Raw genomic sequence first — 23,317 nt, 5'->3', positions numbered from 1 at the left:
GCCCTCCCGGGCCGCCCACCGACGGAGCGACCCAGGAGGAGGGGTGTTTCAGCGGGAGCGGCCACCGCGAGGGGGCGGACGGCCTGCCCCTCCCCGAGGCGCCTTGCTGTTCCAGCGCGGCTCGGAGGCGCGCGTCTTGCGCTCCTTGAAGTCCTGGTATCCGCCGCCGCGCTCGCCCGGGGGGGCCTTCTTCACGCCCGCGCGGACGATGCGCTCGCCCGAGCCACTGGACGAGGACTCACCGCCGCCGCGAGACCGGCTGCCGGAGTCCTCGCCACGGGGCTTCCACTCGCGACGCTCGGGACGGCCCGCGGACTCGCCACGGGGCTTCCACTCGCGACGCTCGGGGCGGTCACCGCCAGCGGGCTTGCCGAAGCGGCTGCCACCGCGAGGAGCACCGCCTTCGGAGCGGCCCGCGCCGGCCGGCTTGCCGAAGCGGCCACCGCCACGAGCGCCACCCTCTTCGCCACCGAAGCGGCTGCCACCCGCCGGCTTGCCGAAGCGGCCGCGAGGAGCGCCACCTTCGTCACCGCCACGGCCCGCGCCGGCCGGCTTGCCGAAGCGACCACCACCGCGAGGTGCACCGCCTTCGTCACCGAAGCGACCCGCGGGCTTGCCGAACCGGCCGCCACCGCGAGGCGCACCGCCCTCGGCACCGAAGCGGCCTGCGGGCTTGCCGAAGCGGCCGCCACCGCGCGACGCACCGCCCTCGGCACCGAAGCGACCGCCACCACGAGGGGCGCCTTCGTCACCACCACGGCCCGCCGGCTTTCCGAACCGGCTGCCACCGCTCGAAGGCTTGCCGAAGCGGCTGCCACCGCGCGACGCACCACCCTCGGCACCGGCACGGGCAGGCCTGCCGAAGCTGCTGCGCGGAGCCTCATCACCATCGCGGCTTTCCCGGGCCGGCTTTCCGAAGCGGCCCGCGCCACGAGCGCCGCCCTCGCTATCGCCGAAACGACCCGCGGGCTTGCCGAAGCGGCCACCGCTACGGGGAGCATCTCCCTCCGCGCCAGCACGGGCCGGCTTGCCGAAGCGACCGCCACCGCGAGGAGCGCCGCCCTCTTCGCCACCGAAGCGGCTCGTGGGCTTGCCGAAACGGCCACCGCCGCGAGGAGCGCCACCCTCTTCACCGCCGAAGCGGCTCGCGGGCTTGCCGAAACGGCCCGCGCCACGAGGAGCACCGCCCTCTTCACCGCCGAAGCGGCTCGCAGGCTTGCCGAAGCGGCCCGCGCCACGAGGAGCACCGCCCTCTTCGCCGCCAAAGCGGCTCGCGGGCTTGCCGAAGCGGCTGCCACCGCGAGGAGCATCGCCCTCCGCGCCAGCACGGGCCGGCTTGCCGAAACGCCCGCGCGGAGCCTCATCACCACCACGGCCCGCACCGGCCGGCTTGCCGAAGCGGCTGCCACCGCGCGACGCACCACCCTCGGCACCAAACCGGCCACCGCCACGGGACGCGCCACCCTCGGCACCGAACCGGCCACCGCCGCGCGACGCACCACCCTCGGAGCGACCCGCGCCGGCCGGCTTGCCGAACCGCGTGGCGCCACGGGGGGCTCGCTCACCCTCGGGCTTGCTGGAACGTCCCGCGCCTCGCGCGGCCTTGCCGTACGTGGCTCCCTCGGCGGCGTCCGACTCCACCTCGTCACTGTCGTCGTCGAACGTCGGCACGTCCTCCAGGTCCGCGCCGTCATCCGTGGCCAGCGTCGCACCGCGCTTCGCGAACTTCGGCGGACGCGTGCCTCCGTCCTGCACGCCCTTCCACTCCTTGCGCTCCGGACGCGCCTCGCGGGTCTTGGGCCCCGTCGCGGCCTTCTTGGCCGCGCGCTCCGTCTTGCGCGGCGCCACCGGCGCGTCGTCGTCCATCGACAGCTCGACGTCGTCGTCATCCGCCCCGCCGAAGCCCGGCGCCGAGCGCCCGTGACGGCGCGGCGGCAGCTTCAGGTCCGACGCGTTCGGCTGCGCACGGCCCTCCGCCACCTCCGTGAGCTGCATCACCTCCGCGGTCTTCAGCTCCCGCAGCTCACCGGGGCGCAGGCCCTCCACGCCGATGCCCGCGTAGTTCGGACGGAACAGGCGCACCACCGGGTGCCCCACCGCCGCGCACAGGCGCTTGATGAGGTGCGGACGGCCCTCCGCCACCACGATCTTCAGCCAGGTGTTGCGCTCGGCCTTCTCGAAGATGTCCACGGACACCGGCGTGGCCATGCCGTCTTCCAGCCGCACGCCCCCGCGCAGCTTCTCCAGCGTGGGCATGTCCGGCACGCCCTTCACCTTCGCCAGGTACGTGCGAGGCACCTGGAAGCTCGGGTGCGTGAGCTTGTGCGCCAGCGCGCCGTCATCCGTGAAGAGCAGCGCCCCTTCGGCGTCGTAGTCCAGACGGCCCACGGGGAACAGGCGGCGGCCCGTCTCCTCCACGTAGCTGGCCACCGTGGGCCGGCCCTGCGGATCCGACAGCGTCGTCACGACGCCCACGGGCTTGTAGAGCAGGTAGTACGACGATTCTTCCGGCGGCGTGACGAGCTTCCCATCCACGGTCACCAGGTCCACCCCGGGCTCCACCCGGCTGCCCAGCTCCGTCACCGTCTTGTTGTTCACTCCGACGCGACCGGAGGTGATGAGTTCTTCCGCGTGCCGGCGCGAAGCCACTCCCGCGCGAGCCAGATACTTCTGCAAACGTTCCGCCGCCATGCCTTGCCTTCTTCCAGTTGCCGCCCGTCACTCGGGCTTGGGCCCCTCGCTATCACCCTTCTCGGGCGAAGGGGGGCTTTCCAGGATGCTGGCGCTGACCTTCTGGCTCCGCTCCGCGGCGGCCATGGCCTCCTCCAGCTCCTCCAGGGCGGCCTCGCTGGCCGCCTCGTTCTTCTCCATCCGCTTCGTGAAGTTCGGGTCCGACAGCGCCGCCACCGTCCCCTCCGCCTTCGGAGCCGGGGGCGCTGCCTCCTTCTCCACGATCTCCCGGTGCTCCTGGGTCAATTCATGGAATTCACGGAGCGTGGGCAGCGCGGACAGGTCCTTCAGCGCGAAGAACTCCAGGAACTCGCGCGTGGTTCCATAAAGAATGGGGCGGCCGACTTCTTCCCGCTTGCCCAGGATTTTCACCAGCTTGCGGTCCATCAACGCCTTGAGCACCGCGCCGCAGTCCACGCCGCGGATGTCCTCCAGCTCCGGGCGGGTGACGGGCTGCCGGTACGCGATGATGGCCAGCGTCTCCACCGCCGCCCGGGTGAGCCGCTGCGGCTTCACCCGGAGGTAGCGCCGGACGTACTCCGCGGAGTGGGGATCCGTGCGGAACTGCCACCCGCCCGCCACCTCGTAGAGGACGACGCCGCTGATGCCCTCGCGGTGGATGCCGGAGAGCTGATCCAGCGCCTGGAGGATGGGCTCCCGGGGGATGCCGGTGGCCTGGTAGAGCTCGTCCACGTTCAGGGGGCGCTCGGCGACGAAGAGCACGCTCTCCAGGACCGTGCGGATGCGGTCCGGGGAGAGGTTGCGGCTCTTGGCGACCAGCTTCTCGAAGGAGGACTGGAGGTCCGGGACGTTGTCGGTGTCGTCCGAGTCCTCCTCGATGGCGGCCGCCTCCACCCCGTCCAGCTCCGCGTCGTCCGGGCCGGGGCCGGTGACGGCGGCGATCTCCTCCTCGGAGAACTGTCCGGGGCCGCCGGGCGTGCCGGGGGCGGGCGTCTCGTCAGCGTCGTCGGGACCGTTACCGGTAGTCACTCTCGTCGACCTCCGTGGGGATGAGCTTCTCCAGCGCGTCCCCGTTGGGCGTCACCTGGATGGGGCCCAGGGGCTCCTCCTGGAAGACCTTGATGAGGCGGCGCTTCACCATCTCCAGCATGGCGATGAAGGTGATGACCACCTCCTGGCGCGTGGCCGCCTCCGTGAACAGCGCCTCGAACACCACCTGCCCGTCCTTCTTGAGCCGCTCCGCCAGCCGGAGGATGGCCTCGGACAGGCTGACGCGCTCCAGGACGACCTCGTGCTGCACCTTGGGCGTCAGCCGCTCGAGCACGCGGTCGAGCGCCTCCACCAGCTTGAGGACGGAGATCTCCTGGAGCCCGACCTCGTCCTCCGGGATGGGGACCGCCTCCACGGGCACCTTCCGGGCGAACACGTCCCGGTCCAGGATGTCCTGCTTGGCCAGGTGCTCCGCGGCCTCCTTGTACTTCTGGTACTCCAGGAGCCTGCGCACCAGCTCCGCGCGAGGGTCCTGAGCCTCCTCCACCGAGGCGAGCACGTCCGCGCCTTCGGGCACCTGGGCCGCGTCCTGCCGGGGCAGGAGCATGCGGCTCTTCAGGTGGGCGAGCGTGGAGGCCATCACCAGGAACTCCCCGGCGATGTCCAGGTTCAGCTCCCGCATCCGCTCGAGGTACTCGAGGTACTTGGCGGTGATCAGCGCCAGCGGGATGTCGAAGATGTCGACCCGGTGCTCCTTGATGAGGTGGAGCAGCAGGTCCAGGGGACCCTCGAAGTTGGGCAGCGCCACCCGGAAGGCGTCTCCGGGCGTGCGCGGCAATCCCTCCCCGTCGGGGTCTGGCGGGAGGTCGTCGGGCGGTGGGGGCTTGCGACCTTCGCTCACCGGCCGGCGTCCTTCTGGGGGGATGGGAACTTCGTCATGCGGAAGGGGCCGAAATTCCAGCCTTTACGAGCGCCGGAGGGACAGACCTCCTTAGCAATGCCTCCCAGGGGGGTCAAACATTTGAACAGGAACGGGCGTTCAGGGGATTCCCACGGCCCGTCTCACCTGGTCCATCAGGCGGGTGGCTTCCGCCCGGGCGCGGTCGGCGCCGTCCTTGAGGATGCGCTCCAACTCGCCGGGGTCGTTGAGCAGCTCCTGGCGGCGCTGGCGGGCGGGGCCGAAGGTGACGTGGAAGGCGTCCAGGAGCTTCTTCTTGAAGTCGCCGTAGCCCTTGCCGCCGGCCTTCCAGGACGCGTCCACGTCGGAGAACTCGCCGGGCGGGAGCATCAGCTTGAGCAGATCATAGAGCGGCGCGTCCACGGTGGGCTTGGGCGCGTCCACGGGCGTGGAGTCCGTCTTGATGGACATGATGCGCTTCTTGATGTCCTTCTCCTCGCCGAACAGCTCCAGCGTGTTGCCGTACGACTTGGACATCTTCTGTCCGTCGATGCCGGGCACGGTGGCGGCGTTCTCCTGCACGAAGGCGGAGGGCAGCTTGAGGATGCCGGGCGCGTGGCCCCGCTCCTTCCCTTCCGGGTCCGCCGGGTCGTAGCCGGGGACGTACTGGGTGTTGAACTTCACGGCCCAGTCGCGCGCGAACTCGATGTGCTGAATCTGGTCCTTGCCCACCGGCACCTGATCCGCGCTGTAGAGCAGGATGTCCGCGGACATGAGGACGGGGTACGCGTAGAGGCCGAAGTCCGGGCTGATGCCGCGGGCGACCTTGTCCTTGTAGCTGTGGGCGCGCTCCAGGTGGGCCTGGGGCACCACGGTGCCGAGGATCCAGTTGAGCTCCAGGACCTCCTTCACGTCGCTCTGGCGGAAGAGGACGGCCTTCTTCGGATCCAGGCCCAGCGACAGGTACGTGAGCGCCGCGTCGCGCGTCAGCTCCAGCGCGAGCTTCGGGTCCCTCACGGTGGTGAGCGCGTGGTAGTTGGCGATGAAGTAGTAGGCCTCGCCCTGGTCCTGGAGCTGCACGAACTGCCGCATCGCCCCGTAATAGTTGCCGATGTGCAGCCTTCCGGACGACTGGACGCCTGAGAGAATCCGCATCGCGATTCGCGCTCCGAATGACGGGTGGAGGACACGGTTCGTTCGCACACCCGCCGTCACGCTGCAACCTTCCGTTGGGACAGGTGGGCCCTTTCAATGCCTGACACCCGCATGCCCGGCCTTGCTGGAACATTTCGTCCGGGCAGGAAAAGTCCAGGAGTTTCGAGGGGTTGAGACGTCTCGGGTCTCCCAGTTACCCTGGCGGCCGGCGCAGCATGCGACCTGCCTTGGAGGGCGCCCCCGGATGGAAGCGTTCACAGGAAACCTGGCCAGCTACCGGCTCCAGTTGGTGTTGCCCCCGCTGTACGCGACGCCAGGGGTGGAGGGGACGCTGCGGGTGGAGCGGGGCGCGGTGCGCCGGGAGTTCTACCTGCGGGACGGGCACCTGGTGGGGGTGGCCTCCACGGATCCGAGGGAGCACCTGGCGCAGGTGCTGGTGAACCTGCGCATCCTGGAAGCGCCCCGGGCTGCGGCGGCGTTCGAGGCGGCGGAGGGGGCGAACCTGCCCTACGGCACGTTCCTGGTGCAGCGCTGCTTCGTGGAGCTGTCGCAGTTGACGGAGGCGATGGAGCACAAGGCGCGCGAGGCGCTGTTCGACTGCTACACCTGGGAGTCGGGCGAGGTGGAGTTCACGCCGGGGCTGCCCCTGTCCGGCCGGGCAGTGGGCCTGCGGCTGCCGTTGAGCACGCTGCACCGGGACGCGGTGGCGCGGGTGCAGGAGTGGGCGCAGTTCCGGGACATCTTCCCGCGCCTGGACACCACGTTCCGGGTGTTCCGCGAGTTCGCGGTGGAGACGTTCTCCGAGGAGGAGGACGTGCTGCTGGACCTGGCGGCCGGAGGCGCGACGCTGGGCGAGCTCTTGGCGAGCGCGAGGGAGGCGCCGTTGTTCGCGGCGCGCTGGGTGCTGCACCTGTACCGGCGGGGGGCGCTGGCGCCGCACCGGTCGACGGGCCCCACGGTGGGCGAGTCCACGGAGTTCACGGAGCTGTTGGCGCTGGTGCGCGCGTTCCTGTCGTCGCGAAAGTACGACCTGGCGGTGGCGTTGGCGGCGCAGGTGCTGGAGCGGGGCCCGGTGCCGGAGGCGCACGCGCTGTACCGCGAGGCGGAGGTGGGGTTGACGCTGGCGTTGAGTGACGCGCTGTTCGCGTTGGACGGCAGGCTGGTGTTCGAGCCCATCCCCCGCCCTGCCCCGGCGGACCTGACGGCGGACGACCTGTACCTGTACTCGAAGCTGAGGGGCAGCCGGAGCATCCGTCAGGCGCTGCGCACGGCGGCGATGGGAGAGCTGGCCGCGTCACGGTCCGTGGAAAGGCTGAGGGCCGCGGGGCTGATCCGCGTGGCGCCCCTGGCGCCCGGTGCACCAGAGCCCGGGCCAAGGCGGACGACGACGGATCCGTACGGGTTGAACCTGGGGGACCTGGGCGGGAGCTGAGGCTCAGGGGAACTTGAGCGTGCCCTCGCGCCAGGCCTTGAGCGCGTACTGGGCAGGGGTCCTGTTGGGTCCCGGCCGAGCCGCGAGCCAGAGAAGGACGGGCTCGCCATGCTCGGGTGCGAACTCCAGGGCATGGGTCGCGACGAAGGACCGAACGATCTCGTCCTTGCTCTCAAGCAAGGGAAGGAGCTGGGACGTCGCGCCACGGCTCCGAAGCTCCCGGTATGCCCCAGAGAGCGCATCGGCTGCTCGATTGGCCGACCGCGAGTCCGCGGCGTCCAGGGCCTGCCCGTAGGCAATGGCGCTCTCCTCGTACCACTGGATGAGTTCCTCGATGCTGGCCTTCTGGAACCTGCGCGCAGTCATGGGATGACTCCGTAGTCCATGAGGGTGCTCAATCCAAAGTCGCGTTGAGCCTGGAACGATTGACCGCTCAGCCACTGCCGCACGGTCTGCGTCAGGGAAATACGAGGATCCTTCGATGAGTAGTAGGCGCTGATCCGTTGGTGGACGGCTTCGTCAATCGCGATCACGTTCTCGGTGTTGTGCACGGCCTGGGGACCGAAGCGCTGCACGTTGCCGTCCGTCTGCTCGACGATGTGATGCCACTGCTTCCCCGGCCCCGCGGGTCCTCGGGCCCTCTTGAGGGCGCTGAAGGAGTTCCAGGAACGCGCCCCTCCTGGCGGGGTGCTGGCCGGAGTCTTCGCCGCCATGGCGACCGCCGTGGATGGCAGGGCGAGCGTGATGATGCCACCCGAGACGGACACCGCCCTCACCTGCTCGAGGCTCGCGACGTTGATGCCGACACGTGAGGCCACCGCCGCGCCTCCCGGGAAGTTCGGCAGCGTCGCGATCCTGGCCGCCAGCAACGACGCGCCACCGGTCATGCCGTGGCTCACCGCGACCGTGACCGCGAGGACCAGCACCCGTGCGATGGAGGGACCGACCCGGGCGGCGAAGCGCTGGCCGGACGCATCCAGCTCCTTCCAGGTGGTGGCCTGATCCGTCGCGAGCTTCAGGTCCTGACTCGCGTCAATCAGCTCCAGGAACGTCTCCGCGCCCAGGTAGATCAGCAGCAGCGCGGAGATGACCGCCGCGGCCTTGGTGAACGCAGGCTCGGGATTGGCGGCCAGCGCCGCCCAGGTCACGAGCCCCGTGGCGATCACCGCGTAGAAGAGCTGGGGCGCCAGGGTCTCCTCCACGGCCCTCGCGATGCTCTCCTTGAGCGGGTCGAGGGACAGCGTCAGCGCCACGCCGAACTTGTCCCAGTCGCTCAGCCCCATCACGTCTTCGAGCAGCGAGATGCAGCCGCTCCGACGGAGGCCCGGCTCGCAGAAGCCTCCGAACGCACGGTCCGTTTCGCCCGTGGGATAGGAAGCGCGCACCCAGTCGACTGGCCGCGAAGCCCGGAGGCGCAGCGGCGTGACCAGGACCAGCTCGGTCAGCGCCTGTTCAAAGGCCCCCTCCCCCACGGTCACCGCCCGGACGGGAGACGCCGGGCTGAACTCGATGGGGGCACCTTCGCCTGTATCCAGCCGCACCCTGCCCCTCGGGGCCGCACACGCACTGAGCAAGGCGAGGAGCAGGACGGCGAGCGGGACTCGAAAGGCCATGGACCCCTCCGGGCCCACTCCCTAGCGTGAGGCTCGACCCGAGGGGAAGCCCCGTGGCGGGCTTCGTGCGCTGACGCGGCTTCAGGGCGCGTCGGGCATCTTCTTGTCGGACACCAGCACCCAGACCGAATTCGTCTTGTCGCTGTAGAACAGCGTGATGGCCACGTGGCGCGCGCCGTGCGCGAAGCGGAAGACGAAGCCGAACGTCTGGTAGAGCTTCTTCGCCCGCACGCCCTCCTGGAACAGGCCGAAGAACTGCCGCACGCGCGTGCACGGCGCCACGTCGTAGAAGAAGTTCTTGCCGATCTGCTCGCTCGCCTGGATGCGCGCCAGCGCGGCCTCGGTCCGGTTGAACTTGAGGATCCGGCCCTGCGCGTCGAGCTGGATCATCCCCAACGGGAGGTGATCCAGCTCCACCTCCGACATGCCGTCGACGCGCTGGATGAGCGCGTCGAGCGACTCCGTCGTGGTCGCTTGAAGGGGAACGGGTTCGCCAGTGGGGGGCGTGTGCGGGGTCGGGTTCATGCGCGCAACCGTAGATGAAGTCCTCACCGGCACGTCCGTGCGATGGCGCTGTCCAATGTTTGATCGTTGGATGGTGTGCTTCCAGGCGCGCACAATCCTCCGCAATCCGACGGAGACGCGCGCACGGCGCTCGTGCGGCGAAGTCCTTCCGGACCCTGTGTGCGCCCCTCCTGCCGCGGGTGCGGCCCTTCGCGGCCCTCAGCTCGCGGTGCGGGTCGCCGCGTCCACCCGGCCGAGCCACGCGCTCAACCGCTTGCGCCGCTCCACCTCCGCCCCCTGCCAGGGCGTGAGCGGCGTTCGCAGGCTGTGCAACTGCCCGAACAGCGCCAGGTCCGCCACGCTCAGCGCCCCTGACAGCCAGAAGCCCTGCTCCGGCGCCCGGGCGTCCAACTGGTCCAGCAGCGCCCCGAACCGGCGCCAGCAGGCCTCCGGCCCCGCACGCCAGATGTCGCGCGCCACCAGGCGCTCCACCTGCTTGCGGCGGATCAGCGCCGGGACCACCGCGCGCACCGGCGCCGGCATGAAGTGGAAGAACGCGGCGCGCGTCCGGGGCCAGTTGCGGTCATCCGCCCAGCGCGACGCGACCAGGAAGCCGTTGAGCGACGTGTCCGCCAGCTCCTCCCAGAGCAGCGCCTCCGGCGACGCGTCGATGCGGCCCGGCGCCAACTGCTGGATGCGCGCGAGGATGGCCGTGGAGTCCGGCACCGCCTCCGCTCCCACCAGCAGCACCGGCACCTGTCCGGTGGGGTTGTGCGCGCGGTGCATGGCCGGGTTGTCCGCGCAGCCGCGCGCGTAGGGCAGCCCCACGTACTTCAGGGCCCGGTGGACCTTCAGGCAGAAGGGCGAATAGCTCTCGATGCCCGGCAGGCCCGGGTCGGCGAGCTCGAGCAGGGTCAAGGACGGAAGTGCGTTCGAGGTCATGACGCGAAGGTAGGCCGCCCCTGTGACAGCCTTCTGTCAGGATAGTGCGAAGGCCGTCAGCCCCGGCTCAGTCCTCCCGGAGGATGTCCGTCCACCGCAAGGTGGAGATCTCCTGCTGGAACGGCGCGAGCATGAGCTTCCGGTAGTCCATCACCACCTGGGTCATCTTCTCCTCCAGGAACTTCCGGACCTCATCGTGGGTCTTGAAGTACGAGTCGATCCCCTTCAGCGCGTCCCGGATGGCCGTCATCTCGTCCCCGGTGTAGCCGTTGGTGAACTCCTCGCGCGTCCGCACACGCATGAGGAACTGGGTGAGCTCGTCCGCGACGACCGGCGGGATGAACTCGTGGTGCATGGCGATGAAGGCGGCGATCTCGTTCTTCGTGCCGCCCAGGAAGTTGACGTTCTTCGGATCCAGCGAGGCGCCGCTCAGGGTGTTGCAGTACGCCCGCATCACGTCCTTGAGCGCCGCCAACTGGCGCACGTCCGCCACGGATTGGATCTGGTAGTTCGTCAGCGGCTTCAGCTTGCTCCCGAGCTCTCCCTGGGGAGAGACCAGCATGAAGGACGCCGCGCCCAGGACGTCGATGCGGCACCGCTCCGAGAACCGCTTCCGGAGCCCGATGGCGGCCTCTTTCACGGCGTTCTCGCGCAGCGACAGGTTCCGGAAGAGCCAGCCCTCGTCGCAGATGAGCTCCAGCTCCTCCTCGTCGACTCCCCGGCCCTTCTGGGTGAGGAGGTTGCTGCTGACCAGCAGCTTCGCCACCCCGGACGGACTGTCGTTCACCTCCTGCCCGATGCAGTAGACGTAGCAGTCGACGTCCTGGATCTCCGTGACGAGCTTCTTCGTCTTGGTGATGACCTCGTCCTCGCCCTTGCCCGTCTTCGTGTCCTCCAGCGAGTAGGCCTTCACGCTGAGCACCGTGCTGTTGGTGCTTTCGACCTCCGCCAGGCTCACGCCCTTCTTGAACTCCGACGTGACGGACTGGTGCACATAGGTCCCGCTCTTGGCGAGCTTGGGGGCGTGCACGAGCAGGGAGTTGGCGAGGATGTTCACCCCGGAGCGCACCAGCCAGTGCACCTCATGGCCATAGCGGATGGACTGCTCGACCGCGTCGATGGCCGCGTTGCCGCCCTGGACGACGATCCGCTTGCGCTTCTTCCCGTTCGTCACGAGGAAGCGCATGAGCTGATCCATGTCCATGATGCGCCGGTCCTTCTCCCACCCCTTGGGGGCCTTGATGCCGTTGGCCTCCGTGGGCTTGAGGTAGCTCCCGTTGCCCGTCATCAGGAGCAGCTCGCGGGCCTGGATGGGGCCCCGCACCTTCTCCGACGTCGTCGGCGTGAAGGTGATCTCGAAGTGGGCCTTGTCCTCGTCGTCGTCCGGCTTCCACTCGATCTTCGTCACGTTGCCCCAGATCCGGGTCAGGCCCAGGTTCATGGCGCGGCCGATGACGTTCAGCCACTCGTCCTTGAAGCTCTCGCGGGTCGTGTAGCCCTGGGACTGCTCGAACAGGACGTCCTCTCCGACCACGGAGTCACTCGTGCTGAAGACCTTCTCCCACTCGGACTTCACCATGCTCCGGGACTGGGTGTTCTTGAAGGAGGAGAGCGGCCGGGTGCTGATGACCTGGCGGGTGTGATTGACGACGTAGTTGCCGCCCCGCCCCGTGTACTGGTCGTTCTTGCGGATGTGCCACGGGTTGCTCATGCCGATGAGCACCGTGTTCTTGAACACGGCGCGCTTGGACGTGAGATCCAGCAGCGACTTGTCCAGCGGCGCCTCCTGCATGTCGATGTCCTTGTCACCGACGAACATCAGGTGTGCCAGCGCCTTCTTGCGCGCCTCCAGGTTCTTGATCTTCCCGAACTGCTTCTTGAACTGCTCCCGGACGTCCGACGTGAGGTCGGACCCCATGCGCGCATCGAGGTAGTACATGGCGCCGCCACCGGCGCCGATAATGGCCTTGTCGAAGATGGGCATGGGGTCCTCCCGTCAGTCAGGGGTCTACTGGCCGTTGTACTTGAGATCCCGCGGGTTGACGGTCGGCTTGCCGCGGAGCTGATCGACGGCCTCGAAGGCCTTCATGCCGCTGTTGCCCTGGGTCGCCTGCTGCCACGCGGGCAGCGACTTGAAGGCGAACACCATGTCGAAGTCCATGGGCACCGTCCCGGGGTCCAGCGGCACGTTGCCCGGGTTGTCCTGGAACCACTTCATCCAGGCCTGCGAACCGGGCTGCTCGAGCACCAGCGCGTCCCCCACGGTCGTCGGCGGCATCGTGGTGGTGGGCAGCAGGAACGTCTTCATGGGCCACTCGGCCACGCTGTGGCAGCTCATGCACGACGAGGCCTGCACGGCCGGCACGATCTGCCCGTTGATGGAGGCCGGCGCCACCACCGCGCCGTCGTTCGGGCCGGAGAGGCGGCCGCCCCACCCCAGCGTCGCCGTGGAGTACGCGGGCGCCGCGGGGTTGATGACCGTCTCCTGCAGCGGCATGCCCGGGTTCAGCGTGGAGTTGACGTCGGGATCATCCCCCCACATCGCGCCCAGGGGGATCATCTTGTCCCACGGGGTGCCCGGCACGCGCATGTCATAGACGAGCGTGGAGAACACCCAGCCCGTCTTGGGCGCCGTCTTGGTGTCCTTCACGATGATGTCGAACTGCATGATCGACGCGTTCATCACCTGCGGCTTCGCGCCCGCGGGCCCGTTGGGCGGCGGCACGTAGACGGGCCACAGCGACGCGCCCTGCATCACCGGCCAGTCCTTGGCCAGCGCGCTGGTCAGCGCGACCTTGATGACGATGGACCCCTCCGGGAACTGCGCGGACGTGTTGGTGAGCGTGGGCGTCATCGCCGTCTTGCCCCACACCTGCCCCAGCGCGTACGCCGCCACCTTGTCGTAGTAGGTCAGCACGTACGTCGTCATGTCGACCTTGAGGCCGGACGCGGCGAAGGTGGACGCGGGGAACTCGGAGCCCACGTACGTGCCGTGGATGCTCTCTCGGATGGAGGCGAGCCACGGCTCGTTGTACCAGCCCTCCTTCGCCGCATCCCACTGGGGATAGTTGTAGAGCAGCGTCTGCATGGACGGCGCGATGTAGTTCTTCAGCGCGTAGACGTACGCGAGCGCGTTCGTCTTGGAGATGGGCTGTCCCTTGAGCGCGGCGATCCACGGCGGGTTGGCCGGCGGCGCCACGGGCGTGGCCGGATAGTCGTGGCTGAGGCTGAACAGCGGGCCCGAGTACTGCGAGGCCGGCGGGATGCTGCCGTTGTTGTCCGCGAAGGGGTTGGCGTTCACGGCGTTGCGCTCGAAGGCCTCGCGGGCCGCGGCGAACGGCGTGCGGACCTTCGCGGACGCCTCGGGGGTGGTGGCGGAGGCCGGCACCACCTTGGCGGCGGGCGCCTTCTTGGGCGCCGGCTTCGCTTCCGCCGCGTTCGCCTCCGGCACCGTGCAGGCGGAGAGGGACAGCGCCAGGCAGCCGGTGAGGCCCAGGACGCCGGACATCAGGAATTGGCGAGATTGCTTCATGGACGAGCAGACCTTCGTGGGCCACACCGCGCCCGAGTGGGGTGGAACGCGAGACCGTGCGACAGGGCGGCGGACGCCATGTCCGCCGCCGCCGTCCTGCACTGCACACGGCGATCCACCGCCCGGGAATGCGTCGTTTCCCCCGCGAACCTGCTTCCGCGGGCGCGCGTCAGCGCCCGGCGCGCGTCTTCACCGCAAGCGCGTGCGTTCGCGCGCGACGCACGCCCCGCGCCCCTCCCCTCGGTCCAGGGTCCCCCTCACCCCGGAGCCGGGCGCTTGCGCGCGGACGGCTTGGGCTTGAACGCGTCGCTGCGCGGGTGGAACTCGTCGTACACCTTGCGCAGCCGCGCGCCGTTGACGTGCGTGTAGATCTGCGTCGTCGCCAGGTCCGCGTGGCCCAGCATCTGCTGCACCGCGCGCAGGTCCGCGCCGCGCTCCACCAGGTGCGTGGCGAACGAGTGGCGCAGCTTGTGCGGCGACAGCGGCTTCAGGATGCCGGCCTTCAGCGCGTAGCGCTTGAGCAGCTTCCAGAAGCCCTGCCGCGTGAAGCCCTCGCCGCGCGGCGTGACGAACAGCGCCTCCGCCCGGCGCCGGCCCAACAGCTCCGGCCGCGACAGGGACAGGTACGCCTGGACCTTTTCAATCGCCACGCGCCCCAGCGGGACGATGCGCTCCTTGGAGCCCTTGCCCTTCGTGACGAGGTAGCCGGACGTGAGCTGCACGTTGTTGAGCTCCAGCGTGCACAGCTCCGTCACGCGCAGGCCGGTGGCGTAGAGCACCTCCAGCATGGCCTTGTCGCGCAGGCCCGTGACGGAGCGCTCGTCGGGCGCGGCGAGGAGCTGCTCCACCTCCTCCAGGGTGAGGAACACGGGCAGCTTCCGGGGGGACTTCGGCGTGTCCACGTCCTCCGTGGGGTCCTTGTCCGCCAGCCGCTCCGCCACCAGGAAGCGGTGGAAGACGCGCAGCGCGGCCAGGTGGCGCGCCTGGCTGCGGCGGCCCAGGCCCCGCTTGCCCAGCGTCACCAGGTGCGCGAGCACGTCCTCCTGGGTGACGCGCGCCACGTCCTCCTTGCCGCGCGAGCGCAGGTCCTCGAAGTACACGGTGAGGTCCGCCGCGTAGGCGTCCACCGTCTTGCCGGACAGGCCCCGCTCCGCGCGGATGAAGGCGATGAACGCGTCGAGCAGTCCTTCCATGGTCCCCGGAGGCTACCGGACGCGCGCCTCGCGGCAACTCCCTGACGGCCCCCCCGCGCCTTCAGGCCTGGGGCTCCGCCGAGGCCTCCTGGGCGTGCGCGCGCTCCAGCGCCTCCACCACCCAGGGCCAGCCCACCAGGATGTTGCCCGGCGAGCGCAGGCACGCGTCCGCCACCGCCAGCACCTCCGCCGGCCGCGAGCGCACCGCCAGCGCCAGGTGGCGGCCGAGGAACGGGTGCGGCAGGTAGCTCAGGTTGTGGTGGCGCACCGGCACCCAGCGCAGCGTGGGCCTCCCCGTGAAGCGCTCCACCGCGTACGCCACCGCCTGCGCCAGCACCTCCAGCGCGTAGAACGGCAGCCGGAACGCGCACGTCAGGAAGGCCACCAGCGCGCTCGCCGCCACCGCGCCCGCGAAGGACACCGTCGAGGCGCTGCTCCACACCAGCATGGGCACCAGGCTCGTCGCGATGGCCGCCACCTGCACGTTGCGCACGGACGGACCGCGCCCGCTGGACAGGCCGCCAATGCTCCCCGCGGACAGGCCGGACACGATGCCCAGGCACAGGCCCACCGTCATCGCCGCCCCGCCGCCGTGCTCCGGGCCGAAGGCGCCGCCCGCCGTGGCGTGCAGCCCCGCCAGCATGGACACGCTCGCCAGCGAGCCCAGCAGCACCCCGGACGCGAGCCCCGACACCAGCGCCACCACCAGCCCCACCGCGCTGCACAGCGCCGCGGAGACCAGGTACACGCCCCGCATCGGCACGCCCATCAGCCGCAGCCCCAGCCCCGCCAGCACCGTGAGGGTCGGCGACAGCACGACGAGCAGGAGCAGCATCCGCGCCACGTAGGCCCCGGCGGCGCGGCCTCCCTCGGCCTGCTCCCGCCACAACTGCCCGATGCGGCCCGCCGGCGAGCGGATGCCCGCCTCGCGCAGCCGGTAATGCAGATCAATGGGACGGAGCACCAACAGGCCCAGCAGCGCGAGCGCGCCCGGCACCCGCTCCGGTGAATCCACGACAGGCGTTGCTGGTAGGTCCCCCTCGGCCAAGGCTTCCCCCTCTGGAAAGGATTTCAGGACTCCAGACTACCCTTGCCCTGCCTCAGGATTTCAAGCGTATCGCCTATCAGTGAAACCACCGTGGACGGCTCGTTCAACGTGACGCCACCGTCCAGGATCAGATCCAGCCCGTGCCCCAGCGCCGTCTTGATGTCCCGCGCGTCCGAGAGAACCGTACCGTCGGTATGGGTCGCCGACGTGGTGATGAGCGGGCGGCCGAGCGCCTTGGCCAGCTCGCGGGGCAGGACGGCGTCCGGCACGCGCAGGCCCACCTGCTTCTGCTTCGTCATCATCACCTCCGGCACCAGGCGCGTGGCCTCCAGGATGAAGGTGAAGGCCCCGGGGGTGAGCCCCTTCATGGCGCGGTAGGCGAAGTTGCTCACGTGCGCGTAGCGGGCCACGTCCGACAGGTCCGGGCACAGCAGGGACAGGGGCTTCTTCTTGTCGCGGCCCTTGAGCTGGTACAGCCGCTCGATGGCCTTCTTGGCGTTCAAATCACAGCCGAGCCCGTAGTACGTGTCCGTGGGGTAGGCGATGAGGCCGCCCTTCTCCAACACCTCCACCGCGCGCGCGACGTGGCGGGGCGAGGGGTGATCCACGTCCACCTCGAGGATGGGAGCGACGGCGGCGGGCATGACGGCAGGCTCCTGGCAGAGGCCACCCCCGGGCGTGAGAGGGGGTGTGCTCCCACTATGCGCCGCCGCCCGCCTCCTCCGCACGGATTTCGCCACTGCCCAGGAGCGCGCGCCGGGTGAGGACGGGCCCCACCAGCTCGTGCGCGGTGATCATCGCGACGATGAGCACCTCCACCTGCGGCCCGAAGGACGGGAAGGTGCGCGACACCAGCGCCGCCAGGCCGAACGTCACGCCCGCCTGGGAGATGAGCCCCATCCACAGGTATTGCTTGAGGCGCGGGTCCTCCGCGGGCGCGAACCTGCGGCACGCGCCCCAGATGGCCAGGCCGCGCAGCGCCACGAGCAGCAGCGCCGCCGGCCCCACGGTCACCAGCGCGTCCAGCTTCAGCCCCGCGCCCGCCGCGGCGAAGAAGAGCGCGAACACCGGCAGGCCCGCCTGGTTGATGGCCTGGTGGATGCGCCGGCCCTCGCGCTCGTCCAGGTTCGCGATGAGCGCCCCGGCCGCCAGCGACACCAGGAGCGGCGACAGGTGCAGCCGCGCCCCGCCCTCGGCCGCCGCGAACGACAGCCCCACGAGGAACAGCGGCAGCTCGCGGTTGACGCCCCGCATGTACAGGAGCATGGCCACCGCCAGCAGGCACCCCACGGCCACGGAGCCGAACAGCTCCCACCCCACCCCGCCCACCAGCGCGGGCAGGTCCAGCCCGTCGCCGAACGTCGCGCGGGTGATGCCCGCCGCCAGGCCGAAGGCCACCATCACGAACAGGTCCCCGATGATGACCAGCGCCATCAGGAACTCCGTGAAGGGGCCGCGCGCGGACGTCTCCTGCACGATGGCGATGGTCACCGTGGGGGAGAACGACACCACCACCGTGGACAGCAGCGCGCTCACCGCCAGCGCCTGCGGCACCGTCATGGGGGTCAGGAACGGCAGCACGGGCTTGAGCGCGAACGTCGCCCCGAAGCACACCGCGAACGTCACCCCGCACACCGCCGCGCACAGCAGCGCCACGCGCGCGCCCACCCGGCGGATGAGCCCCAGGTGCAGCTCCGTGCCCGCGACGAGCGCGATGAGGCTCACCGCCAGCCCCTTCACCAGCTCCAGCCCCTTCACGCCCGCGTTGGGGATGAAGCCCAGCGCGTACGGCCCCACCGCCACGCCCACCAGCAGGTAGCCGGTGAGGCGCGGCAGGCCCATGCCCTTGGCCACCTTGCCCGCGAACAGGCCGCACAAAAGCAGCGCGCCCGCCGCCAGCAGCACCGGCGTGCCCGCGTCCGCGCGCACCACCTGCGCCTGGGTGATGGCCGCCAGGAGCGCCACGAGCAGCAGCAACCGGAAGATGGACCCCTTCACGCCGCCACCTCCGCGTCACCGGCGGACGGCGTGGCCTGGGCGGCCGTGGCCCGGGCCTCCGCGGCCAGCACGTGCCGGAAGGCCCCGTGCGCGAGCATCTCGTTGACGACCGCGCCCACCGCCACCACGTCCAGCACCCGCTGGGACAGCGAGCCGGGCACCAGCAGCACGTACTCGGCCACCAGGCACAGCGCCAGGCCGCCCTGGGAGATGAGCGCGTAGCCGAAGCGCGGCGGCAGGTCCAACACGCCCGCCGTGAGCCGCTGCGCGAACCTCCCCCCCAGCACCTTGCCCAGGAAGCGCAGCCCCACGAACGCGGGCAACAGCGCCCAGGCGGACACGTCGCGCGCCTGGATGTGGCTGCCCACCAGGAACACCAGCACCAGGTACGTGGGCCGCTCCACGCGCGAGAGCGCCCGCGCCACCCGCTCCGCCGTGCGCCCGCCCATCAGCGCCAGCGTCGCGCCGCAGGCCACGCCCGCCAGGAGCGAGGACAGCCGCAGGTACGCCGCCGCGCCGCCCACCAGCGCCACCATGCCCAGCGTCACCGTGGTCTGCTCCGCCAGGTCCTTCAGCGAATACGTGAGGAACGCCAGCAGCGCCCCGCACGCCACGCCCAACAGCAGCGCCAGCGACAGCAGGCCCAGCCCCTCCGCCGCGTTGCCGGTGACGCCCAGCACCAGGCCCAGCGCGAGCACGCCCAGGCCCACCGCGTCGTCCATCATCGTGAGCAGCGCCACGCCCAGGCCCCGCGCGCGCTCCATCCGCCCGTTGCGGTAGCCCAGCACCGCGAAGTGGCCGGAGGACAGGCTCGCCGCCGCGCCCAGCAGCGCCGCCGCGCCCACCGCCATCATGGGCCTCAAGCCCATGGACAAGAGCAGCGGGACGGACAGGGGCAGCGCGACGAAGAGGAACGCCGTGCCCGCTTGCGCGACCGCCGCCGCGTACACGGGCCGGGGCAGCAGCCGCAGCAGGCGCGGCTCCAGGTTGAGCCCCAACAGCACGCCGCCCGTCCCCAGCCCCAGCGCCACCAGCGGGCTCAGCGACTCCAGGTTGCGCGGGGTGAGCACGCCCAGCAGGGACGGGCCCAGCAGGGCCCCGAAGATGAGGAACAAGAGGCCGCTGGCCGCGAGCCGCGCCAGCGCCGGGAAGCGGCCCGGATCCAGGAGCGACCGGCTGGACGCGAGCAGCGACAACGCCGCGACGATGAGGAAGACGAGCAGCGCTTGCACGCAGCGTGCTTACACCCGCGCGCCCCCGCGCGTCATCCCCGCCGATGCGTGGGCGCCGCCAGGACAGGCAGGGCCACCAGGCGGCCCATGGGCGGGTCGTCCGCGTCCATCTCCAACTGCACGCGCTGGATGATGCGGTCCAGCTCCTCCTGCGGCAGGGAGGGCAGCACGCTCACGAGGACGACGCGGTCCTCGTCCGCGCCCAGCGCGAGGCTGCGCAGCCCGGCGAACACCGGGACCTCCGCGGACAGGGCCGCGGCGGCGCTGCGCGCTCGGATGACCAGCGGTTCCGGGATGCCAAACTCCCGGAGCCGGCGGATCGCCCGCTCGGTCGTCTCCACCTGTTCGAGGAACGTGATGACCAGGTACACGCGGCCGTCATACCGGAAGACCGCGCTTCCTGTCCCCCGTTACTCGTTGCCGCCCGGCTGCGCGGGCTCCTCCGGCGGCGTCGCCGGAGCGGAGGTGCCCTCGGACGCGGGGGCATTCCCGGCCTGGCCCTCCATGGCGGCGCGGGCGGCGCGCTTGCCCTCTTCGATCAGCTTCTTGACCTTCTGCCCGCCCTTGCGGCCGATCTCCTCATAGAAGTTCGGTCCGCGGGTGGCCTTGACGCGATCGCCGCCCTTCTTGCCGATCTCCTCGTAGAACTTCGCGCCGCGCTCGGCCTTCACGGTCTCGCCGCCCTTGCGGCCGATCTCCTCGTAGAAGGAGCGTCCGCGCTCGGCCTTCACCGTCGCTCCGCCCTTGCGGCCGATGGTCTCGTAGAACTCGCGACCGCGCTCGTTGCGGACCGTCTCTCCGCCCTTACGACCCGCCTCGGCCACCGTCATGCTGCCCTTGTTGTCCTTGTCCGACATGTCCGTGTCTCCTCTCATGACTGCCCAACCCCGTCCGCGCCTTGGTGTCCCTTGCCTGAAACCTTGGGACGGAAGCGCCCCGATGCAAGCAAGCTCCGTACACCGCCAGCCGTTCTCTCCTGACATTGCATGCATAATCCCCAAGGATTTCGCGCGCTTGTCAGGCCTGCTGGGCATCCGGACGGGACGGGTGATTGCCCGGCAGGACGCTCTCGCTGTTCACAACAATTCAGCCCACGTTGCCGATTCCCTGCCCGGATCCCACCTTGTGCGCAACGCCTGACACATGGGTCTGGCGGGTGTGGGGAGGTTGCATTGGCGAGCGTCAGGAGTGGGCTGAAGACCTGGTTGCGGATCCTCGCGCCCATGGTCGTCTCCATTGGCGGTCTGGTGATGCTCCGGCTCTTAGGGCCGGACTTCATCGATCAGCGCACCATCCGGGAGGTGCTGCTGCCCCTGGGCGACTACGCCCCCCTGGCCTACGTGGCCTTCCTGGCCGTGAGGCCCCTGACGCTCCTGCCGGGTCAGGTGCTCACCGCGGTGGGCGGGATGATGTTCGGAACCCTTGCCGCGACCCTCTATTCACTAACAGGCAGCTTCCTGTCCGCCACCCTGCTCTACTTCGTCGCTCGCAAGCTGGGCACGCGGCCCATGCAGCGCCTGTGCGGCAGCAAGTACGCGGCCATCGCCAAGGCGGCGCGGCGGCACGACTTCCAGTTCACGTTCCTGGCGTGCCTCAACCCGCTGTGCCCCACGGACATCATGCTGATCGCCGGGGCCGCGAGCGGCGCGCGCTTCTGGCCGTCCGTGCTGGGCGTGGTGCTGGGCACCATCCCGGGCACCTTCCTCACCGCGCAGTTCGGCAGCGGCCTGGCGCAGGGCCGCACGGTGATGACCGTGGTGTCCGCGGTGGGCATGGTGGTGTCGCTGGTGCTGGGCGTCATCTTCGGCCGCCGGTTCTACAAGGAGGTCCACGAGGCGTCGGTGGAGTCCAACACCTCCGAAGCCGAGGCCACGCGCGGGCTGCCCGCCACGAAGCAGGCGCTCACCACGCCGTGACGCGAGGGGACGCAACTTCCGGGGCCGGATGGGGATAACCTCCCCAGACCCACTTCCCCCGGTGGTTGGAGGTTCCCATGAGCACGATCGACCGCACCCGCTCCCTCGCCGTGCCGTCCTCCACCCCGAAGACGGCCGCGGAGCCGCTCGGGAAGAAGCCGGCGGCGCATCAGCCCGCGTTCCAGAAGTCCTCCTTCGAGCAGCCGGCGCAGCGGAAGAACCTGCTGGGCGGCCTCATCGACGCGGCGGTGGGCGGCATCAAGGACATCCCCCGCTTCGTGGAGATGGGCGCGAACGTCTTCAACGCCACCACGGTGCGGGAGATCACCAGCCTCTTTGGCGGCGCGAAGCCGGACCGCGCGCAGGACGGCATGTTCGTGGGCGCGGGCGGCAAGGTGCTCCCGCCGACGACGAAGCCAGGCGACGTGCCGGGCGTCACGCCGAAGAACGACCCGAACCCGGACAAGACGATCCTCTACGTCAACGGCATCATGACGCCCACGTCGGGGCAGTTGAACGAGATGCAGGCGCTGGCGGACAGCTCCGGCGCGAAGGTGGTGGGCATCCACAACGCGACGGAAGGCCTGGTGAAGGACCTGGGCCAGTGCGTGACGGACAAGCTGGACAAGGGCCGCAACCCCGCCGTGGACACGCTGGCGGACACGCTCTACTCGGAGCTGAAGGCCGGCCGTGACGTGCACCTGGTGGGCTACAGCCAGGGCGGCCTCATCACGGCGCGCGCGCTGAACGACGTGGCGAAGCGGCTGCGCGTGGAGGACGGGCTGTCCCCGGCGCAGGTGGAGGCGAAGCTGAGCCACCTGCAGGTGGAGACCTTCGGCGCCGCGTCCACGAAGTACCCGGACGGCCCCCAGTACGTGCACTACGTCAACAACGCGGACCCCGTGCCCACGCTCACCGGCCTGGGCGGCGACGTGGATCCGCTGGCCTTCCTGAAGGACGCGGGCAAGGGCGCGGTGGTGCACCGCTTCACCGACGGAAACCTGAACCCCATCAGCAACCACATGCTGGACACGCTCTACCTGAAGCACCGCGTGGACTTCGACCAGGCCCGGCAGAACCGCTTCTAGTTCCAGGGTCGCGTGCGCCGGGGCGCGGCTAGGATGCCGCGCCCATGAAGCCCTTCCCTGTCGCAACCGCCCTCACCATCGCCGGCTCGGACAGCGGCGGCGGCGCGGGCATCCAGGCCGACCTCCGCACCTTCTCCTTCCACCGCGTGCACGGCACCAGCGCCGTGACGGCCATCACCGCGCAGAACACGCGGGGCGTCACCCGCGTGGACCTGCTGCCGCCCGAGTCCGTCACCGCGCAGGTGGACGCCGTCGCGTCGGACATGCGCGTGGACGCGGTGAAGGTGGGCATGCTGGCCCAGCGCCCGCTGATTGAAGCCGTGGCGAGTCAACTGGCCCGCGTGTCGCTGGGGCCCATCGTGGTGGACCCGGTGATGGTGTCCCGCGCGGGCTCGCAGCTCATCGACGACGAGGCCGTGGAGGCGCTGCGCACGCGCATGCTGCCTTTGGCGGCCATCCTCACGCCCAACCGCCATGAAGCGAAGCTGCTCGCGGGCATGGACATCCAGACGCTGGAGGACATGCGCGAGGCGGCCCGGCGCATCCACGCCCTGGGCTCCCGCGTGGTGCTGGTGAAGGGCGGCGGCATGCCCGGCGCGCTGCGCGGCACGGACGTGTGGTTCGACGGCACGCGCATGGAGACGCTGTCCGTGGCGCCCGTGGACACGCCGAACACGCACGGCACCGGCTGCACGCTGTCGGCGGCGATCGCCGCGAGGCTCGCGCTGGGGACCGCGCCGCTGGAGGCCGTGCGGCTGGCGAAGGAGTACGTCACCTCCGCCCTGCGCTACCCGCTCGCCGTGGGCCACGGGAACGGCCCGATCGGCCACTTCTTCCCGCTGATTCACGGCTGAAACACAGGCATCAAATGCAATCAATTGCATTTAATGGTAGATGCCCCAAAGTGAAACATGTATTTTATTGATACATGTTTCATTGGGTGGGTTGCGACCCGCTGAAAGCGCGATCATGTGGGCATGGCGCTCCTGATCTGGCGGGTGTGTCCACCGAAAGACGGCGCGCCCCTCCCACCTGATCACTGTTTCATGTAGGCATGACCGATCAGGAACCTGGGACTGCTCGAC

General features: G+C 70.2%; 21 protein-coding genes. 4 read left to right on the top strand and 17 right to left on the bottom strand.

The window, feature by feature from the left end; genetic code table 11:
• Positions 1–48 precede the first annotated feature (48 nt).
• The 4 genes from K8556_RS27315 to trpS all read right to left on the bottom strand — a co-directional run bounded on the left by K8556_RS27315 (position 49) and on the right by trpS (position 5,734).
• Positions 49–2,691: a pseudouridine synthase gene (locus tag K8556_RS27315; RefSeq protein WP_223743044.1), complete on the bottom strand. Its 2,643-nt coding sequence runs from the start codon at positions 2,689–2,691 to the stop codon at positions 49–51.
• A 27-nt stretch (positions 2,692–2,718) separates the two neighbouring features.
• Entirely contained in the window at positions 2,719–3,720 is a 1,002-nt protein-coding gene (gene scpB, locus K8556_RS27310) for an SMC-Scp complex subunit ScpB (RefSeq protein ID WP_223743043.1), read from the bottom strand.
• Positions 3,707–4,519, bottom strand: coding sequence for a ScpA family protein (locus tag K8556_RS27305; protein WP_370639975.1), 813 nt, complete (start codon positions 4,517–4,519; stop codon positions 3,707–3,709). The genes scpB and K8556_RS27305 overlap by 14 nt, the downstream gene beginning before the upstream one ends.
• A gap of 201 nt (positions 4,520–4,720) precedes the next feature.
• Positions 4,721–5,734, bottom strand: a complete 1,014-nt coding sequence (gene trpS, locus K8556_RS27300; RefSeq protein ID WP_223743041.1) for a tryptophan--tRNA ligase — start codon at positions 5,732–5,734, stop codon at positions 4,721–4,723.
• A gap of 244 nt (positions 5,735–5,978) precedes the next feature.
• Here trpS and K8556_RS27295 point away from each other — a divergent pair, with 244 nt between their 5' ends.
• Positions 5,979–7,166: a DUF4388 domain-containing protein gene (locus tag K8556_RS27295; protein ID WP_223743040.1), complete on the top strand. Its 1,188-nt coding sequence runs from the start codon at positions 5,979–5,981 to the stop codon at positions 7,164–7,166.
• A 3-nt stretch (positions 7,167–7,169) separates the two neighbouring features.
• On the opposite strand, the gene K8556_RS27290 is transcribed toward K8556_RS27295, so the two are convergent.
• The 13 genes from K8556_RS27290 to K8556_RS27230 form a co-directional block, all read right to left on the bottom strand.
• Positions 7,170–7,532 (bottom strand): DUF2019 domain-containing protein, encoded by a 363-nt coding sequence (locus tag K8556_RS27290; protein ID WP_223743039.1) that lies wholly within the window; start codon positions 7,530–7,532, stop codon positions 7,170–7,172.
• Positions 7,529–8,779, bottom strand: a complete 1,251-nt coding sequence (locus tag K8556_RS27285) for a hypothetical protein (RefSeq protein ID WP_223743038.1) — start codon at positions 8,777–8,779, stop codon at positions 7,529–7,531. The genes K8556_RS27290 and K8556_RS27285 overlap by 4 nt, the downstream gene beginning before the upstream one ends.
• A gap of 81 nt (positions 8,780–8,860) precedes the next feature.
• On the bottom strand, positions 8,861–9,304 hold the full coding sequence (locus K8556_RS27280; protein WP_223743037.1) for a PAS domain-containing protein: 444 nt from the start codon (positions 9,302–9,304) through the stop codon (positions 8,861–8,863).
• Positions 9,305–9,502: 198 nt separating this feature from the next.
• Positions 9,503–10,201: a glutathione S-transferase family protein gene (locus K8556_RS27275; protein ID WP_223743036.1), complete on the bottom strand. Its 699-nt coding sequence runs from the start codon at positions 10,199–10,201 to the stop codon at positions 9,503–9,505.
• 91 nt (positions 10,202–10,292) lie between these two features.
• Positions 10,293–12,209, bottom strand: coding sequence for a hypothetical protein (locus K8556_RS27270; protein WP_223743035.1), 1,917 nt, complete (start codon positions 12,207–12,209; stop codon positions 10,293–10,295).
• Between the two features lie 24 nt (positions 12,210–12,233).
• A complete protein-coding gene (locus K8556_RS27265; protein ID WP_223743034.1) occupies positions 12,234–13,757 on the bottom strand; it encodes a hypothetical protein in 1,524 nt (507 codons plus the stop codon).
• Between the two features lie 257 nt (positions 13,758–14,014).
• Positions 14,015–14,950 (bottom strand): site-specific tyrosine recombinase XerD, encoded by a 936-nt coding sequence (gene xerD / locus K8556_RS27260; protein WP_223743033.1) that lies wholly within the window; start codon positions 14,948–14,950, stop codon positions 14,015–14,017.
• Between the two features lie 61 nt (positions 14,951–15,011).
• The gene (locus K8556_RS27255) at positions 15,012–15,998 is read right to left on the bottom strand and encodes a hypothetical protein (protein WP_255652275.1); all 987 of its coding nucleotides are present in this window, start codon (positions 15,996–15,998) and stop codon (positions 15,012–15,014) included.
• Positions 15,999–16,021: 23 nt separating this feature from the next.
• A complete protein-coding gene (locus K8556_RS27250) occupies positions 16,022–16,642 on the bottom strand; it encodes an L-threonylcarbamoyladenylate synthase (RefSeq protein ID WP_223743031.1) in 621 nt (206 codons plus the stop codon).
• Positions 16,643–16,697: 55 nt separating this feature from the next.
• The gene (locus K8556_RS27245; protein ID WP_223743030.1) at positions 16,698–17,996 is read right to left on the bottom strand and encodes a cation:proton antiporter; all 1,299 of its coding nucleotides are present in this window, start codon (positions 17,994–17,996) and stop codon (positions 16,698–16,700) included.
• Complete coding sequence (locus tag K8556_RS27240; protein ID WP_223743029.1) at positions 17,993–19,228, bottom strand: sodium:proton exchanger; 1,236 nt, start codon at positions 19,226–19,228, stop codon at positions 17,993–17,995. The genes K8556_RS27245 and K8556_RS27240 overlap by 4 nt, the downstream gene beginning before the upstream one ends.
• 32 nt (positions 19,229–19,260) lie before the next feature.
• Complete coding sequence (locus tag K8556_RS27235; RefSeq protein WP_223743028.1) at positions 19,261–19,599, bottom strand: hypothetical protein; 339 nt, start codon at positions 19,597–19,599, stop codon at positions 19,261–19,263.
• A 39-nt stretch (positions 19,600–19,638) separates the two neighbouring features.
• The gene (locus tag K8556_RS27230; RefSeq protein WP_223743027.1) at positions 19,639–20,085 is read right to left on the bottom strand and encodes a general stress protein; all 447 of its coding nucleotides are present in this window, start codon (positions 20,083–20,085) and stop codon (positions 19,639–19,641) included.
• A 348-nt stretch (positions 20,086–20,433) separates the two neighbouring features.
• Between K8556_RS27230 and K8556_RS27225 the strand changes: the two genes are divergently transcribed.
• From K8556_RS27225 to thiD, 3 genes are all read left to right on the top strand, one after another.
• Entirely contained in the window at positions 20,434–21,144 is a 711-nt protein-coding gene (locus K8556_RS27225) for a TVP38/TMEM64 family protein (RefSeq protein WP_223743026.1), read from the top strand.
• A 77-nt stretch (positions 21,145–21,221) separates the two neighbouring features.
• The gene (locus K8556_RS27220) at positions 21,222–22,232 is read left to right on the top strand and encodes a hypothetical protein (RefSeq protein WP_223743025.1); all 1,011 of its coding nucleotides are present in this window, start codon (positions 21,222–21,224) and stop codon (positions 22,230–22,232) included.
• Positions 22,233–22,276: 44 nt separating this feature from the next.
• Positions 22,277–23,086, top strand: coding sequence for a bifunctional hydroxymethylpyrimidine kinase/phosphomethylpyrimidine kinase (gene thiD / locus K8556_RS27215; protein ID WP_223743024.1), 810 nt, complete (start codon positions 22,277–22,279; stop codon positions 23,084–23,086).
• Positions 23,087–23,317 lie beyond the last annotated feature (231 nt).

The organism is Corallococcus sp. AS-1-12 (assembly GCF_020036995.1).
In the GTDB taxonomy this organism is placed as follows: domain Bacteria; phylum Myxococcota; class Myxococcia; order Myxococcales; family Myxococcaceae; genus Corallococcus.
Note: the sequence above shows the minus strand (reverse complement) of the source record. Positions and strands in the feature narration are given on the sequence as shown.

Excerpts from the sequence above, each read along its gene's own strand:
- K8556_RS27295 (WP_223743040.1), top strand. The coding sequence starts at position 5,979 with ATGGAAGCGTTCACAGGAAACCTGGCCAGCTACCGGCTCCAGTTGGTG.
- K8556_RS27270 (WP_223743035.1), bottom strand. The coding sequence starts at position 12,209 with ATGCCCATCTTCGACAAGGCCATTATCGGCGCCGGTGGCGGCGCCATG.
- xerD (WP_223743033.1), bottom strand. The coding sequence starts at position 14,950 with ATGGAAGGACTGCTCGACGCGTTCATCGCCTTCATCCGCGCGGAGCGG.
- K8556_RS27280 (WP_223743037.1), bottom strand. The coding sequence starts at position 9,304 with ATGAACCCGACCCCGCACACGCCCCCCACTGGCGAACCCGTTCCCCTT.
- trpS (WP_223743041.1), bottom strand. The coding sequence starts at position 5,734 with ATGCGGATTCTCTCAGGCGTCCAGTCGTCCGGAAGGCTGCACATCGGC.
- K8556_RS27290 (WP_223743039.1), bottom strand. The coding sequence starts at position 7,532 with ATGACTGCGCGCAGGTTCCAGAAGGCCAGCATCGAGGAACTCATCCAG.
- K8556_RS27285 (WP_223743038.1), bottom strand. The coding sequence starts at position 8,779 with ATGGCCTTTCGAGTCCCGCTCGCCGTCCTGCTCCTCGCCTTGCTCAGT.
- K8556_RS27265 (WP_223743034.1), bottom strand. The coding sequence starts at position 13,757 with ATGAAGCAATCTCGCCAATTCCTGATGTCCGGCGTCCTGGGCCTCACC.
- K8556_RS27315 (WP_223743044.1), bottom strand. The coding sequence starts at position 2,691 with ATGGCGGCGGAACGTTTGCAGAAGTATCTGGCTCGCGCGGGAGTGGCT.
- K8556_RS27220 (WP_223743025.1), top strand. The coding sequence starts at position 21,222 with ATGAGCACGATCGACCGCACCCGCTCCCTCGCCGTGCCGTCCTCCACC.
- K8556_RS27230 (WP_223743027.1), bottom strand. The coding sequence starts at position 20,085 with ATGTCGGACAAGGACAACAAGGGCAGCATGACGGTGGCCGAGGCGGGT.
- K8556_RS27250 (WP_223743031.1), bottom strand. The coding sequence starts at position 16,642 with ATGCCCGCCGCCGTCGCTCCCATCCTCGAGGTGGACGTGGATCACCCC.
- thiD (WP_223743024.1), top strand. The coding sequence starts at position 22,277 with ATGAAGCCCTTCCCTGTCGCAACCGCCCTCACCATCGCCGGCTCGGAC.